The sequence below is a fragment of the Yersinia antarctica genome (assembly GCF_056636475.1).
This window is the reverse complement of the sequence record NZ_JBSJQF010000001.1, coordinates 1843694-1859886: the sequence shown is the minus strand read 5'-3', so window position 1 is coordinate 1859886 and position 16193 is coordinate 1843694. Positions and strand designations below refer to the sequence as shown.

Below are 16193 nucleotides of genomic sequence, written 5' to 3'. Positions count from 1 at the left end.
GGAAAATTGCCCCATGAATACCGGATTTATCCTGCTCTGCATTTACGGAATTGGGGCTATTGCCTCTACCCTCATCATCTTTCCACTAACACGTGATCAGAGCTTAGCAGTAAGGTGCTTATCATCATCTCTTATCGGATTAACGTGGCCCTTGAGCCTGCCAGTTGCCTTACTGCTTTCGATATTCTGATTAATAATACAGATGGATAAATAATCAGGCCGAATCACTAAGTGCCTGATCCAATGCCGAGAATATATTTAATTTACCCCTCGTTCAGTTGATAGAGCATACCACTAGTTTGATTTCGGCCATTTTTCTTTGCCTGATACAATTGCAGGTCAGTTTGACGCAGAAGTGCCGTTGACATACCGACGCTTTGATTTTCTTTGCAGCAAACCCCAAGGCTAATGCTGACAAAGGGGTAAACTGTGGAACCAGAATGTGGAATTTTTTGTTCAAGAATTTGCAGCCTGATAGTTTCTGCCATATCCATTGCTCCGGCTAACTCGGTGTCGGGGAGCAGACAAACAAATTCTTCACCACCATAGCGGGCCACCAAATCCGCAGGGCGTCGGAGAGTTTCTCGGATAACTTTTGCAATACTCCGTAAACAATCGTCCCCTGCCTGATGCCCATATAAATCATTATATTTTTTGAAAAAATCAACATCAATCATGATCATGCTAAGTGGAGTCTGGTTACGATTTGAGAGTTTCCACTCCAATTCTAACTGTTTATCAAAGTAACGCCGGTTATGTACTTCGGTTAATCCATCTAAATAAACTAGTTGGCGTAATAAGTCGGATTGAGCTTTAAGCAATAAGTGTGTTTTCACTCTAGCCCGAACGGTGTTCCTATTAATAGGTTTACTGATAAAATCTACGGCACCTTCGCTAAAGCAGCGAGTTTCGGTCTCTTCATCAATATGCGCAGTGACAAAGATAACAGGAATATCCTGAGTGTCTGGCGATGCCTTGAGTCTGGCACAAACCTCAAAACCATTCATACCGGGCATTTCAATATCCAGTAGAATCAAGTCTGGATGTTGACTAATACAGACGTCGAGTGCCTGTTTACCACTGGTGGCCATACACACATGATAATCGGAAGAGAATGCTTGATAGAGCATCTGAATATTTATCGGATGATCATCAACAATAAGGATCTTGGGCTTCCCCGTGCCGGGTAGATCTAAGGTCAAATCTTGCGAAAAAGAATGGATTATAGTCATATCTTCTTATCTCTCTGAGTAGGAAGATTAACCATCAAGGCTTGGCATAACTTGATAGCGTTGGCAAAATCTAGTTGGTTTACTGCATCATTAAGAGGAGATAATTGTCCATTAAGTTGCTTAGCAAAAGTCATCATCAATTTATTCATCAGCTCTAACGCAGCCATATCTGAGTTTTGTAATAACAGCATCAAACGATTCAGTTCCAACTCGATAGGTTTTATATCAACTGCCTCTGCCACAACATTACTAGTGTTATCTTTCGATAGCATTGGGATTAGTATCATTATCCCAGATTGTATAACGGATACTTTATTTCGCATCTCACTCAGTAATTGATTAATCGTATCTGCCGTAGGTATAGCGCCCTGGCTAAATAACTTCTCCCCCTGCCCCGCACTCAAAGAAAGGCCAGTGGCCCCCAGCTGTGCGGCAAGTCCTTTGATGGTATGTAGCAGACGAGATGCCGACAGATGGTCACCTTCAGTCAATAATGTCTCCAACTGGGTAGGGAAATTAGCCAAATCCTCACTAAGCAGCGATAACATTTTTTGGTACAGCGTAATATCGCCACCTAATCGATTAAGGGCGGTATCAACGTCAATTCCTGCCGTTGCCGCGACATTTTTTAATTCAGCAGATAACAAAACAGGAGTTATATGGCTAATCGTAGCGACAACATCAGTTTGCCCACTGTATTTCCGTATGATGTGTATTAGATTATTCAAGTCAAAGGGTTTACCAATATGGTCATTCATTCCAGCAGCAAGGCAGGCATCACGATCAGAGGCCATCGCATTAGCTGTCATGGCTATAATCGGTAAGTTTTTTAACCCAAGACTTTTTCGAATATATTTCGTCGCATTGTAGCCATCCATGACCGGCATTTGTAAATCCATCAATATCAGATCAAATGAAGACGGATGATGTTCTAATATCTCAATTGCCTCTTTGCCATGATTGGCAATACTGACCTCTGCTCCCTCATCCTCAAGTAACTCACGTGCTATTTGCTGGTTATTCAAGTTATCTTCAACAATTAATAGCCTTACACCAGACAGTCGGTGTAAAGATTCGGTTATTGCCGGTTTCGCAACATCAGGTTGTTTGCGTTCGCTTAATGCATCAATCACTGAATCCAACAACATTGATGCTGTGATCGGCTTAACCAAATAACCATCCAGTAATGCCTGCTCTTCTTCGCTGCGCTGTAATAACATTTCGCGATCATGGGCGGTTATCATGACAATCATAGGGCCGTTATCTACTGGCATCAGTTCACGCACACATTTACTGGTCTGCCAACCATCTAACCCCGGCATTTGCCAGTCAATAAAGAGCGCCCCGTAGGTAATACCACTATCATGCTGCTGTCTCATCAATTGCAATGCATCATTGCCACTGGTTGCGACATCAACGGTCCATTTTAGTGATTCCCCCATCTGTTTGATCAGGTCACAGGCTGTCGGATTATCATCAACAACCAAGACTCGTAAATTATTCAATGCCTGTGCTCTGTTTACCAAAGTGTTTGGTGTTTCATTATTAATAACCAGATTGGTATAAGAAGGTAGCGACAGCGTTATGGTGAAATGAAATAGGCTCCCTTTACCCGGTTCACTTTCTAAGGTGAGCGTCCCGCCCATCAGTGCAACAAAGCGCTGACTTATCACTAGCCCTAAGCCCGTGCCACCAAACCGGCGCGTTGTCGAGGCTTCTGCTTGTGTAAAACCACTAAAAATACTTTCTTGATTCTCTGGTGCAATGCCAATTCCGGTATCGCGCACCCCAAAATGCAACGTAACGTGATGGCTATCCTGTGTGATAACTTTGATGAAAAGCACCACCTCACCAAGTTCGGTGAACTTCAGCGCATTGCCCCCCAGATTGGTTAATATTTGCTGGAGTCGCATGCTATCGCCTTCAACAAACTGGGGTAGTGAAGGGTCAATATCAAATAAGACCTCAACCTTTTTAACCTTCAGATTGCTCGATAAGATAACCGCCAAATCACGCAACATCACATGAATATCAAACGGGATACATTCCAGTTCCATTTTACCGGATTCGATTTTGGAGAAGTCCAGGATATCGTTCAGCAAGCGCAGCAAGGTGCGCGTGGCGGCTTCACTTTTAACCGCATAATCAGCTTGTTTCCTATCAAGACCCGTCCTACGTAGCAATGTCAGCATGCCAAGGATGGCATTCATCGGGGTCCGTAGCTCATGACTCATATTGGCCAAAAATGCAGATTTGGCCTTATTGGCTTCTTCAGCAGCTTCTCTTGCTGTTTTCAGGATATTCTCGGCCTCGCGTTGTTGAGTAATATCCCGATTAATCCCCATCATCAACATTGCTTTGCCACTTTCATCCCGTTCAACCGTTCCAGTTGATTGAATAAAGTGAACTTCATTTCTCACCACAATACGCAAAACCTGACGATAGACACTTTCATTTTCTAACGCTGCTTTTATTGCACTTTTAACGTCGGGAATATCCTCTGGATACAAAAGGCTATACCAATACGCCAACGGGATATCGGCATTGTGTAACTCCTCAGGGATCCCATAGATATTATTCATCCGCTCATCGAAAGAAAGCGTACCTTCTGGAATGTTCCAGGTCCAAATACCTAACTCAGCAACATCCGCCGCTCTGACTAATTGATTTCGAGCAATAATCAGATTGGCTTGCTGATTTTTATTGGTTGTAATATCAACTTGAATGGAAATATATCGCTCAATCTGGCCAGTACTATTGTTAAACGGAGCAATCGTGGTATCGACCCAATATAAAGAGCCATCTTTAGCTTTATTACAGATTTCTCCACGCCACGAGATCCCATTAGCAATGTTATGCCACATCGATTGCCAAAAATCAGTCGAATGTGTATGAGAATCAACTAAGCGGTAAGTCTGCCCTATAAGTTCTTCGCGACTGTAACCACTGATAGTACAAAATGCGTCATTAACATCGGTGATTATCCCATCCCGGTCTGCAGTAGAGATAATACCGTGTAAATTAAGGGTGCTGAGTAAGGCATTATTTTCACGTAAGGCCGCTTCAAGACGTTGATAAGTCGCTTTACGTTCACTGATATCCGACTCAATCGCCATAAAGCCGATAAGTTCACTCTTATCGTTATAACGCGGTTGAATCTCCAGCTCAATCCAATATTCTTGCCCCGATTTAGCGCGATTGACTATTTCACCTTTAAATGGCTCTCCGGCATCTAACGCAATTTTCATCTCACTTGCTACGCCTTGGTCTGTATTACTACATTGCAGTAATTTCCCCGGCGACTTGCCGAAAGCCTCGGCTTGACTGTATCCGGTAATACGTTCAAAGCCCTCGTTAACCCAGACGATATTACGTTTTACATCGGTAATAACGACGGCGTTAGAGGTGTTCTTGGCCACTAAAGCCAGACGTTCAAGATCTGCGGTCATATTCCGCGCCAGCATCTCTGCCCGATTACGTCCACTGATTTGCTGGCGAATAAGTAAAGCCAATGCCGAACTTAGCAAAAGACCAAAAGCAAACACCAACCAAGGTGCATAACGTTCGGTTAGCGCTTCAAACACTGGTGTGCTGCTGATTCGCAGTGTCATTTTTCGACCAGGTAGTGGCAAGACGCTGGTATTGTGAAATATTCTGGCAGCTATGGCTTCATCATCATGCTCTTCGTCCGGTATGAAATTGGCGTATTTACTGCCATCTGCATCGAAGATCATCGTTCTATTAGATAAATCATTGAGACTATCAAACAATTCAACATCCACTCGCCCATTCATAAACTCGGGAATATCACGTAATAGATCAGCAATCACAATGGGTGAATAGAGTAGACCGACCAATGACGCCTGCCGTTCAGCAAGTGTCGTAGGATAGGTACCCGACTTATAAACCGGGACAAAAAGTAATGTGCCGGGAGTTTTAACATTAGACTGAACCAGATGAATAGTGCCAGAAAGAGTGGGTTTTCCGCTGTTTATTGCCAACAATGCGGCTTCTCGTCTGACCGACTCAGAGCCAATATCAAGCCCCTCTGCGCCTTGGTTTTTTTCTGCTGGTGCAATGTATTTAATAATATACAAATCATCATGCTGTTTATCCTGAAGTTGCCGCAAAGAAAACGTCGGCGCACCGTCAGCTCGGGTATCAGTAATAAACGCATTTAACTGGCTGCGCGACACCCGTTGAATAAAACCAAATCCCCTCACGCCAGGGAACTCCACCGGCAAATTACGCGAAGCGACATAAGCATTAAATTGCTCGCGGGTTAAATGACTGTTGGTAGCATAAACACCTCTTATCCCATTCAACCCATATATTGGCTGAGAGAAACGTCGCTCAACTTCTCCAGAAACCCTATCAACATTACGTTGAAAATCGATTTTTGCATTGGCTTCAATTTCGTTATAAAGCCACCATGCTCCCGCACCTGAAATAACCAGTCCAATAATGAAAATAACCAGTGGCAGTAAAATATTTTGTTGTAACTTAAATGAAAGCCAAGATGAGGACAATTGCTGCGTATGGGCATTGAATGGAGAAGGATTCATATAATATCTATACCCTTATAATCACTATTGGCTAAAGCATAGGATCACTCTGTAATTTAAGATAGTATTGGCCACAATCAAATCTAGCTTAAGTGTTCTCTGCTAATAATAAACAGTATTAGTTAGGGTTGAATGTAAATTTGTAGTTCATTGTGGCCTAATATCTCACCCTGTTCGTTAATAATGTCACTCATTACATTCATTGGTTGAACGCTACGAGGTATAACTTGCAATTCAATCACCTTTTGACCGCTATCCGCCATTAATTTTATGTTCCGCGATCCTTTAGATAAAATCATACCACTTTGCAATATTTTCCAATGTAATGATGCCTTTTGATAGTTGAACCAACGGTCGTTGATGGCCCATAAATCAATACGCCCTCTCTGCCCCTGCACCCAATTTTCTGTTTTCGGATCTATAGAGGGTAAAACGGGCTGATAAGCTCGCTGCAAAGCAAAATAACCCGGCTTAGGATGGCGGAGATAGTCCACCACGCCCCAGTTAATTGACGGCCAGTTTTCAGTAAACATAAAGTGAAATAATGCAGCAACGGGTTGATAACGTTGGCGTCGATAACTCTCTGCGGCGAGTTGGATTAAACTTGCCTGATACTGTTGGCTGTTCTTGATAAACGTATTGATATTTGGCCCGCGAGTCACTTTAGCTAATTCAAATGTCTCATGAGGTTGAAAGTTATGGTATGCCCAGATACGCCAGCCTTCATCTTGTTTATCCGCCGTTTTGGGCCACAGCTCAGCGTGCGGAATTATCGTTTTTAACGTTGCCAGGTCAGGTAAGGCTTGTGCGCCAAACTCGCTGATGATTGAGGTAGTTGCCGGTTTAAGATGATCACTTTTCTGCCCTGAGTACCACCCTTGCCAGTAGTGTTCAGCAGTGGACGAGTAAGCATGAGTGATCCGGCTATGGTCCTGACTGAGCACCTGCGCGACGCTCGCGGTTAACGCCCGGTTGATGTCAGGCCGCCAGTCTGAATAACGATATTGCATCCATGTGGCATCCCAGGGCGGTTCATTGTGCCCAGACCACAATACAATCGCTGGATGGCTGCCAAACTGCTGTGTCATATCCGCGGCCTGCCTGGCAGCCTCTCTGGCAAAAGAGGCTGAATCGTCATATCCCCATTGCAGTGGAAAATCTTGCCAGAGCAGTATCCCCATCTCATCAGCCAGGTCGTACAACGCCCGCCCAGCCACATGGGCATGTACTCTTATGGCGTTGATGTTCGCCAGCTGCATCATGAGTAAGTCATGGCGATAATCTGTCGGTGTCAGGCTTCCCAGCCACGGGCTACCAATATAGTTCGTCCCCCTTATGAATAGTCGCTTGCCATTGATTGACCAACTTTGCTGTTGGGGGTCTATCGCAATTCGCCGTAAGCCAGTGCGAACATGAGTCACATCCATCATGCCTAAACGGTCTGAGAAACTGACCTCCAGCCGATAAAGATTTTGTTTCCCATGACCAGACGGCCACCACAATGCGGGGTTATCAAGCAGAAAATTAGCGGTGAGAGTTTGTGCATTATGCTGACTGGCAACCAATGAAACACTTTTCTCCAGTTGATAAGATTGGCCGATAAAATTATCGGGTATCAGGCGTAGCAACATAACAACGGGGCGGTTGTGGTTAGCACGATAATCCAAACTCACCTTCAGAATCGGATGTGCAAGCCCCCGTGACCAGTCAGGCACGGCCAGTACATTGTCTATAACAGCGCCACGGCTGATATGTGACGTTACCGGAGCCCAGATACCGCCTGAATTAGCATCTTGTCCGTGATCCGACCACGCGCCACCGGGCCGAGTATCATGATGGTTGAACACGCCCTTAATCAGTTGCTTACGAAATGACCAAATTTTGCCCGGAGTCTCGTAAGGGCTATCTACACGCATAGCCAGCACATTATCTATTCGGGCTATATCGGTGATATCGATACTGAACCGCTGAAAATACCCCTTATGTTGCCCCGCTCGTTGACTGTTGAGCCAAATATCCGTTTGATAATCGACGCCATCGAATACCAAGGTCGCCATATCATCGGTATCTAAAACCGGTAATGTAAACCGGGTGCGATACCATAATACGCCTTGATGATCGACGCCCTCACTGTACCAATTAGCGGGCACTTTCAACTGTTGCCACTGGCTGTCATCCAGGGTGTCACTCCAGGCGTCAGAAGCTGGCGGATTGCCATCCCGTATTCGCCACTGACCGGACAAATCTAAAGTGGATGGCAACTGAGCAACAACAACCGACGAGATAAGTTGTAAAAGAAATCCCAAACTTAAAATAGAAGCCCTGCACCAGCAATTAATGTTCATTTCGATGCCGCCTGTCGACGGATGACTCTTTCTTGCGGCAGGCATAATTGTGGTCGTGAAAAAATATCACTCATGCGCACATCCAGATATCCCGCGGTAGAGTCGCTATTAATTAAACTCCCCGCCGCTTTATAGAGCAGCGTTTCCAATACCATAGCGTTTGTCGTCAGACTAATTGTTTTGTTATAGGCACCATTATTTTCATAACGCCCCTCATACCATCCGCGTTGTTCATCATACTGCATCTGAGTCAACTGCATTAATGCATCGGTATAAGGGCTATTCCACAAAACCCATAAGCCAAAAACTACACGGGTTGATACCAACGCCAGGTCAGGATGAAATTGCCCGTCTTCGCTAATCGTATTCCAATGATAACCGTTAGCGAACACCGTATCGTAAACGTGATATGGCGCAACTGAGGTGAAATAATCACTACGTGCCGTCAATATATGTTCTTTTTGCCACCGTATTTCTTGTACCCGATAGATATTATCTATCCGTTTTTTTTGCTGTTTAAATATTGGGGTGCTTTTTAATTCCATTGCAGTAAGTAAATAAGGCAAGCTGACGACAATAGAGGGTACATAGGTTGTTCGAGCATCTCTGATATCAAAATCGATGCCCCATTCCCGAACGAAACGCAACAAACCATCATGCGTTATGCAGCGAGTAGATACTCTAAAAATACCTCATTCGGTGAGCTGTATTCCAGAGATTTGCGCCCCCGAGTGTTGAGGATGTGCTCCAGTCTCGCAATATCTTCATCGCTGACGCCATTAAAATCGGTTCCTTTCGGATAAAACCGCCGTATCAGACCGTTGGTATGCTCATTCAACCCCCGCTCCCAGGAATGATAAGGCCGGGCAAAGTAAACCTTTGCGCCCGTTACCTGAGTGATGTCCTTATGTTTCGCAAACTCGGGTCCGTTATCTGCCGTCAGGGTTTTAAACTCACAGAAAGTATTCGCCACGATGTCCCTGAACGCTTCCACGACGCTCTCAGCGCACTTATTGGGGAGTTTACGGATAATGACCTGCTTTGTGGCTTTGTCCACGACCGTCAGCAGGAATGACTTCTGGTCTTTGCCAAAAATCGTATCGATTTCAACATGCCCGGGAACCTGTTTGAGTTCAGCCTCAGCAGGCCTGTGCTCAATGCCAACCCTGTCCGGGATGGGCGTGCGTCCGGGCTCACCCGTATCATAGCGATAGCGGCGCGTGTCAAGGTAGTTGTCGCCTCAGTTAATTCATGCGGCCAACGTTTCACGTTCCGGATTTAACCAGACCTCATCCTGCCGGTGCCAGTTTCTCGTTGAACCTGACCACCGATGTGGATTCTGCATTTTCGCCGCTTCATAGACCGATTTACGCTGCGCCAGTAGTGCCCGATCTTCACCTCTGTGTCGTTGCCCTGGTGTGACGTAACGGATACCACTGTGCCGATGTTCTTCGTTATACCAGCCAACGAAGGTTTCTACCCACGCCTGCGCATCCTCCAGCGTCGCGAAGCCCTTCTCCGGCCAGCTCGGCACGTATTTCAACGTCCTGAACAGCGATTCAACATACGCGTTATCGTTGCTCACCCGTGGCCGGCTGTGCGACGGGGTTATCTTAAGTTCCGCAAGCTTTACCTGCAGCACCTGTGACTTCATCGGGGCTCCGTTATCCGCATGCAGTACCAGCGGCTCCTGCCAACAGCGTTCGCTCAGCACTGTCCGATTCATCAGCTCTGCCGCATGCTCACCACTTTCAACCAAGTGAACCTCGTGACCGACGATTTTGCGGCTGAACACGTCTTCTATCAGGTACAGATAGAACCAGTGTCCTGCCGTCAGCGACCTCAGCCAGGTAATATCCCATGACCACACCTGATTCGGTGCCGTCGCCCTCCAGGTCGATAGCGGCTTGCTTTGCGCTACCCTCTGCCGACCACGGTGCGTTGTTTCGCCAGCACGTCTTAGTATCCGATAAAACGTTGACTCACTGGCGATATAGCGCTTTTCATCCGCCAACAAAGGAACGATTTGCGTCGGTGGCAGGCTGGCGAACCGCAGTTCATGACAGAGGGCTAAAACCTGTTGTTCCTCTTCGGCAGTGAGTTTGTTCTTCGGGATGGGCCGTGACGCCGTGGGTCTGCGGTCATGCGTCCCTTTTCCCCAACGCTGTAATGTTCGCTCACTAAGCCCAATAGACTGGCAAGCCTCGCTCAGCCTCGCGCCTGCAGCAACGGCTTCCTTTACGATTGTCATCAATCGCAGCCTGTCCGGAGTCGGCGTCATTCGTCCCCGTTTTCCTCGACGAACAACGCCTTGAACTTTTTTTGCAATATCAGCAATGCCGCAGCCTCAGCCAACGCCTTATCCTTGCGGGCAATTTCACGCTTAAGCTGATGAATTTCGTTTTGCTGTTTCTTGACGAGTGCTTTCTCTTCACGCGGATCTGGCTGCATTATCTCATTCTTCCACTGCTGAATTTGCTCAGGGTAGAGCCCTTTACGGCGACAGTACTCAGCAACAGCATGGGCGGAAAGAGGTGCCGTTTCAACCAGGATGGCAAAACGAGCCTCACGGGACCATTGCTGCGGGGTTTTTACCTCAACGTGGGTGCTCGCGGTCGAAATACCTGCCTTGGAGCGCCAGGTGTAAAGCGTATTGACAGGGATCCCCTCAGAGCGTGCAATCTGAACAACCGGCTGATTGTGTGGTGGCATCATTCTGGCAATCACAGCGGCTTTAAGCTCAGGTGAATACGTTTTCATTCTTGTTGTCTCCAGCCCCTTGGATGTTTTCAGTTAGAGGCGACAACTACCCTGACATGGGGGGATAGCGTTTACCCCGGTGAGGGAGCTGAAGGTAAAGCTTACCGCCAGCCTGTCTGTCCGAACGGATATAGCGGTAGAGGGTATTTTTGCTGACGGCGATATCAAACTGGATTTTCAGTCTCCCACAGATAACCTCAGGGGAGGTATGTACAGCCAGCGCCTGCCGGAGAAAGTCTTGTGTCTGCTGGCACAGAGGGACACAGGCATTGTGTGCCGAGGTGGCGCCCCGCCGTTGTCTGGCTAAGGCATCAGCGCGTCTGGAGGAGTAAAGTCCGTTGAAGGCGGGGTCCGTATTACGTCTGAGCTCCCGGCTCAGGGTAGAGCGAGAGACGCCGAGCTCTCTGGCAATGCAGGACTGATTAACGCCTTCAGCTTTTCGTTTTTCGATGTAAAAGCGCTCATGCTGAGTCAAATGTTTTCCCTTCATGCAACAGGGTCTCCGACAGGGTCAATACGGCTATTTTATCCGTACCTGACCGGTGGGTCACTTTGTTGCATTTCGTTTGGGAATTGGCGCACCGGTAAAGATTCTTCTCTTATTCAAGTCACCGGTGTTGGCAGTACATTTAACTCCGGCGAGTTAGATATGGTCCTGTCTGGCGAGGGCTCTACTGGGGTAAAAGTCGAGGGGGGCGCCAGCGGCACCATCACAGCAGATGCCAGCCTGGAATTGAGCGGTGATGGGGCTACTGCCGGGATCGTCGATGGCAATTACTACGGCCTGGATGGTATTGCCACCGGTGCTACCGGAAAATCTGTCTTAACCAGTTCGGCGGTATTGACCACCGGTAACACCGCGTCTGGTGCCTATGGCTATATCGCCCGTAATGGCGGTGAGCTTATCCACAATGGCTCCATTGATTTTACACAAGCAGGCAGTACTGGCGTGCTGGTAGACGGCGGGATTCTGACCAACCAAAACCTCATCACAGTCAATGGGACTGCGGTCAATATTCAGGGTGCTAACTCTACCGTGAATAACAGCGGTACCGTCAACGCAACCGACGGCACCGCCGCTTATCTGCTGGGTGCGGGGGCGAGCCTGACCTTATCCGGTAACGGTGAAACCAAAGCGGGCGGCACTGCCCATGGCGTACTGCTTGATACCGGTGCCACAGCACTGACCGTGGATGGCGCAACCATCACCATGACGGCGGGCGGTACAGGTAATGCGATTGAAAACAAAGCGGAAATTACCGGTATTCAGTTAAAAGACACCTCGCTGACGGTGGGTAATGGTGCTGGTATTCGTACCGGTGCCTCCCTGGCGGCAACCAACTCTGGCACGATCAATGTCAACGGCAGCGGTACCGGTATTCTGTTTGCCAACACCGGCGACACCATCACCGATAATACGCTGGACATGTCCGACTCGGCCGGTCTGGTGATTAACGTCAATTCAGCCGCGGGCAAAGGGATTGTCACCAACTCCCGTCAGGATCTGAAAACCGGTGCCAGCGTAAACGTCAATGATGCCGCAGGCGGTGCAGCCCTGATTGTCAAAGGCACTACCGGCCGTGTCGAGCAGTCCGGTAACCTGATATCAACATCACTCACCAGCCCGGTGGTGGACATCAATAACGGTTATGTCACCAGCTTCGTCAACAGCGGTACCATTCAAGCCAACAGCGCCACCCAGCAGGCTGTCGTAACCAATACTGGGACGGGTCTGGCCTTTACCAACCAGACGGGCGGCACCATTGTCGGTCAGGTTAATCTGTTAACCGGCAACAACACTGTGACCCTGATGCAAGGCAGTAACGGCACTGACTTCACCACCGGCAGCGGCGATGATGCCTTCATTCTGAAAGGGCTGACATTAGCCGATACCGGCGTGTTTAGCTCACTGAACGGCGGTACCGGCAGCGATACGCTGACGCTGGACAGTTCGCTGTATACCCTGAGTGATGCTGATGCTATCCAGAATATGGAATACATCAACCTGATCAATAACTCGACGCTGACACTGGACAATGTGCTGCTGGCGCTGGGTGACAGTCAGGATGACAATGCCAACACCGGTTTTAATCTGGGTGACGGCAGTCTGCTGCAGGTTAATAACCTGAATGCCGTGAGCTTTAACAGCAAGTTGAACGGCCTCGGCACGATGGCCGTTAATACCGCCGGTAATGCCTTTGATTTTACGGCCAATGCGGCACAGAACGCCTTTAACGGGGTACTGGCATTAGGTCACGCCACCTTTGAACTGGCGGCGGATAACACGGCAGCATTAGTGAATGCCACCCTGAAACTGGGCGCGGACAGTATCACCACCGTCGGTGACGGTGTGCAAACTATCGGTGGGTTGGCCTTTGACGGCGGTACGGTGAAATTTAACACCGGCACTCCGGGTGAGACGGTGGCGAAAAGCACTATCCATACCACCAAAGAGATGAACCTACTGGGCACCGGGACGGTGGTGGTGGACATCGACAGCGTCGACAACAGCCAGACGCCGGTCAATCCTGTGCTGCCCATCATGGAGCAGGATGACGCCAATACCCTGCTGCAACTGGCGGTGAGTGATGTGGCCGTGCAAGGCAATGGCGGCAATCTGGTGCTGAAAGACCAGAATGGTAATGTCATTACCGATGCCACCACGGCCGATATTGCACAGAATGGCACCACGGTCGCCAAAGGCACTTACGATTATCGCCTGAGCAGCGGTACGGGTAACGACGGTTTGTATATCGGTTACGGCCTGACCGAAGTTGAACTGCTGGGCAGCGGTGCAGATGCACTGGCGCTGTATGCCACCAATAAAACCGGTCCTGCGGCGGATTTGAGTGCCAAAGTGACGGGCAGTGGTGAGTTGGCGATTGATACCAGTGCAGGAAATACGGTAACACTGTCCAATCTGGACAATGATTACACCGGTTCTACCGATGTACGCAGCGGCACCTTGCAGATGCTGAATGATAATGTGTTGGGGAATACCTCGCTGTTATCACTGGCAGCAGATACCGCCTTTGACATGAAGGGTCACAGCCAAACCGTGGGCGAACTGAACAGTACTGCGGGCTCAACGGTTGATCTCAATGGTGGCAGCTTAACCTTGAGTCAGGGCGGTGTGTCTGAGGGTGAACTGACCGGCAGTGGCGCGCTGACAATTGCCGCCAATGTGCTGAGCGTTAAGGGTGCCAATACTGGCCTGAGCGCGGTGACTAATATTGCCAGTGGCGCACAAGCGTTACTGAACAATGCAGCGGGTCTGGGCGATGGCAATATCGTTAACGCCGGTCTGCTGACACTGAAAGGGGCTGCGGGCCAGTTAGCAAATGCTATCAGTGATGCCGGCAGTGTGGTGCTGGAAGATAGCAGCGACATCACATTGAGCGGTGATAACAGCCTGTTCAGCGGCCTGTTTGCTATCACGAACGGCAGCCAGTTAACCGCTTCTCAGGCAGAACATCTGGGGACGGCGGCGGTCACCAACGACGGCGCATTGGTGCTCAATAGTGCGAGTGACTGGTTGCTGGCCAACAGCATTAGCGGCAGTGGCAGCCTGACTAAAAACGGCAACGGTACGCTGTCATTGACTCAAACGGCGGCCTATACCGGCCAGACAGATATCAATGCGGGTGGCCTGATGTTAGGCAGCAGTGCTGACCCCATGACGCTGAATATAGCCAGCGGTGCCTTTATGGGCGGTTTTGGTGGCGTAGCGGGCGCGGTTGATAACCAGGGCGTGCTGTTTGTGGGCAACCCAGCGGCACCGATGGTACCGGCGATGGGCCGTCTGGCTCGCCTGGCGCCGGCCAGTAATATCTTTACCGTTGGCACTGACTTAACCAACAGCGGCACGGTATTTATCGGTAACAAGACCAGTGACGGCTCCGGCACCACCGGTAACCAGTTAGTGGTCAACGGTAACTATATTGGCAACAACGGTCTGCTGCACTTCAACACCGCGCTGGGTGACGATAACTCGGCCACCGACAGCATGATTGTGAACGGCAACACCAGCGGCACCACCAATGTTAGTGTGGATAATGCGGGCGGTACGGGCGCTAAAACCTTAAACGGTATTGAGCTCATTCAGGTGAATGGTCAATCCGACGGTGAGTTTGTGAACCCTGGCCGTATCGTAGCGGGTGCATATGATTACTCACTCGTACGTGGGGTGGGTTCAAACGCCAGTAACTGGTATTTGACCAGCCTGAGTAATTTGCCGATTGATCCAGAGAACCCGGTTGATCCAGAAAATCCAGTGGGTCCAGGCGAGGAAACTAAACGTCCTGAAGCCGGCAGCTACACCGCGAACCTGGCCGCAGCCAACACTATGTTTGTGACGCGTCTGCACGATCGTTTGGGTGAAACACAGTATATCGACGCCCTGACTGGCGAGCAGAAAGTGACCAGCATGTGGCTGCGTAACGAAGGCGGACATAACCGTTCACGTGACACCAGTGGTCAGTTGAAAACCCAAAGCAACCGCTATGTGATGCAATTGGGTGGCGATATCGCCCAGTGGAGCAACGATGGTCTGGACCGTTTACACCTGGGTGTGATGGCCGGTTACGGTAATAGCAAAAGCGACACCCACGCGAAATCGGGCTATAAGTCGAGTGGTTCGGTTGATGGTTACACCGCCGGGGTGTACAGCACCTGGTATGCCAACGACGAAGACAAGTCGGGCTTGTATGTTGACGGTTGGGCGCAGTACAGCTGGTTTAACAATAGCGTGCAGGGCGACGGTCTGGCGACGGAAGAGTATAAATCGAAAGGGATCACCGCGTCGGTCGAGAGCGGCTACACCTTTAAAATCGGCGAGAATAAGTCTAAGAACGAAACGTACTTTATCCAGCCGAAAGCCCAAATCACCTGGATGGGTGTGAAGGCTGACGAGCACCGTGAAGCAAACGGTACTCAGGTGAGTGGTCAAGGCGACGGTAATATCCAGACCCGTCTGGGGCTGCGTTCTTATATGAAAGGCCACCACGAAAGTGATAATGGCAAGGATCGCGAGTTCCAACCGTTTGTGGAAGCCAACTGGATCCACAACACCAAAGATTTTGGCACCAATATGAACGCGGTTGAAGTGAAACAAGCTGGCGCGAAGAATATCGGTGAACTGAAAGTGGGTGTTGAGGGGCAATTGAACAAGCAACTGAATGTCTGGGGTAACGTCGGCCAGCAATTGGGCGACAAAGGTTACAGCGATACTGCAGTGATGTTAGGGGTGAAATACAACTTCTAATCGTTATTAGCTCTCATCAATAACGGTG

General features: G+C 48.9%; 7 protein-coding genes and 2 pseudogenes. 2 read left to right on the top strand and 7 right to left on the bottom strand.

The window, feature by feature from the left end:
* The first annotated feature begins 13 nt into the window (after positions 1-13).
* The gene (locus tag ACWJJO_RS08600; RefSeq protein WP_083159229.1) at positions 14-190 is read left to right on the top strand and encodes a GhoT/OrtT family toxin; all 177 of its coding nucleotides are present in this window, start codon (positions 14-16) and stop codon (positions 188-190) included.
* Positions 191-263: 73 nt separating this feature from the next.
* On the opposite strand, the gene ACWJJO_RS08595 is transcribed toward ACWJJO_RS08600, so the two are convergent.
* The 7 genes and pseudogenes from ACWJJO_RS08595 to ACWJJO_RS08565 all read right to left on the bottom strand — a co-directional run bounded on the left by ACWJJO_RS08595 (position 264) and on the right by ACWJJO_RS08565 (position 11392).
* Positions 264-1232: a diguanylate cyclase gene (locus ACWJJO_RS08595; protein ID WP_083159230.1), complete on the bottom strand. Its 969-nt coding sequence runs from the start codon at positions 1230-1232 to the stop codon at positions 264-266.
* Positions 1229-5797 (bottom strand): CHASE domain-containing protein, encoded by a 4569-nt coding sequence (locus ACWJJO_RS08590; protein ID WP_481090917.1) that lies wholly within the window; start codon positions 5795-5797, stop codon positions 1229-1231. The genes ACWJJO_RS08595 and ACWJJO_RS08590 overlap by 4 nt, the downstream gene beginning before the upstream one ends.
* A 122-nt stretch (positions 5798-5919) precedes the next feature.
* Positions 5920-8142 (bottom strand): glycosyl hydrolase 2 galactose-binding domain-containing protein, encoded by a 2223-nt coding sequence (locus ACWJJO_RS08585; RefSeq protein WP_083159232.1) that lies wholly within the window; start codon positions 8140-8142, stop codon positions 5920-5922.
* Complete coding sequence (locus ACWJJO_RS08580; RefSeq protein ID WP_481090916.1) at positions 8139-8792, bottom strand: DUF3131 domain-containing protein; 654 nt, start codon at positions 8790-8792, stop codon at positions 8139-8141. Before ACWJJO_RS08580 ends, ACWJJO_RS08585 begins: the two co-directional genes overlap by 4 nt.
* An 11-nt stretch (positions 8793-8803) precedes the next feature.
* A pseudogene (locus ACWJJO_RS08575) lies at positions 8804-9349 on the bottom strand (IS30 family transposase); the annotation flags it as partial.
* Between the two features lie 42 nt (positions 9350-9391).
* Positions 9392-10902 (bottom strand): IS3 family transposase gene (locus ACWJJO_RS08570; RefSeq protein WP_481090522.1). Its coding sequence is split into 2 segments (ribosomal slippage): positions 9392-10467 and positions 10467-10902, totalling 1512 coding nucleotides; the frame shifts between segments, so codons are not numbered across the junction.
* Between the two features lie 46 nt (positions 10903-10948).
* Complete coding sequence (locus ACWJJO_RS08565; RefSeq protein WP_481090915.1) at positions 10949-11392, bottom strand: transposase; 444 nt, start codon at positions 11390-11392, stop codon at positions 10949-10951.
* 90 nt (positions 11393-11482) lie between these two features.
* Between ACWJJO_RS08565 and ACWJJO_RS08560 the strand changes: the two are divergent.
* A pseudogene (locus ACWJJO_RS08560) lies at positions 11483-16165 on the top strand (autotransporter outer membrane beta-barrel domain-containing protein); the annotation flags it as partial.
* Positions 16166-16193: the final 28 nt, after the last annotated feature.